This is a genomic window from Bacillus cereus group sp. BfR-BA-01492 (genome assembly GCF_022662815.1).
In the GTDB taxonomy this organism is placed as follows: domain Bacteria; phylum Bacillota; class Bacilli; order Bacillales; family Bacillaceae_G; genus Bacillus_A; species Bacillus_A cereus_BD.
In genome coordinates, this window is sequence record NZ_JAKUEH010000077.1 from 1 (window position 1) to 223 (window position 223).

The window sequence follows — 223 nt, forward strand, 5'->3', positions numbered from 1 at the left end:
ATATCTTGGTCACATTATTTGGGGGAAAATCCGTTACACTAAACAAAACGGGAAATACATTCGCAAAAAAGTATCAAAAGAAAGATGGCAGCGACATGATAACGCTCATCCGCCACTTGTATCAGAAGAATTATTTCAAAAGGCTAATACGGCTCATAGTAAACGCTGGCGACCACCAACAATTAAGACAAAAAAACTTTCTAATCCATTGGCAGGCATCTTG

At 38.6% G+C, this 223-nt stretch carries 1 protein-coding gene; it reads left to right on the top strand.

From position 1 onward, the window contains the following. Positions 1–223, top strand: a 223-nt coding sequence (locus MR063_RS21695; RefSeq protein WP_242201349.1) for a recombinase family protein, incomplete at both ends; no start/stop codon positions are given.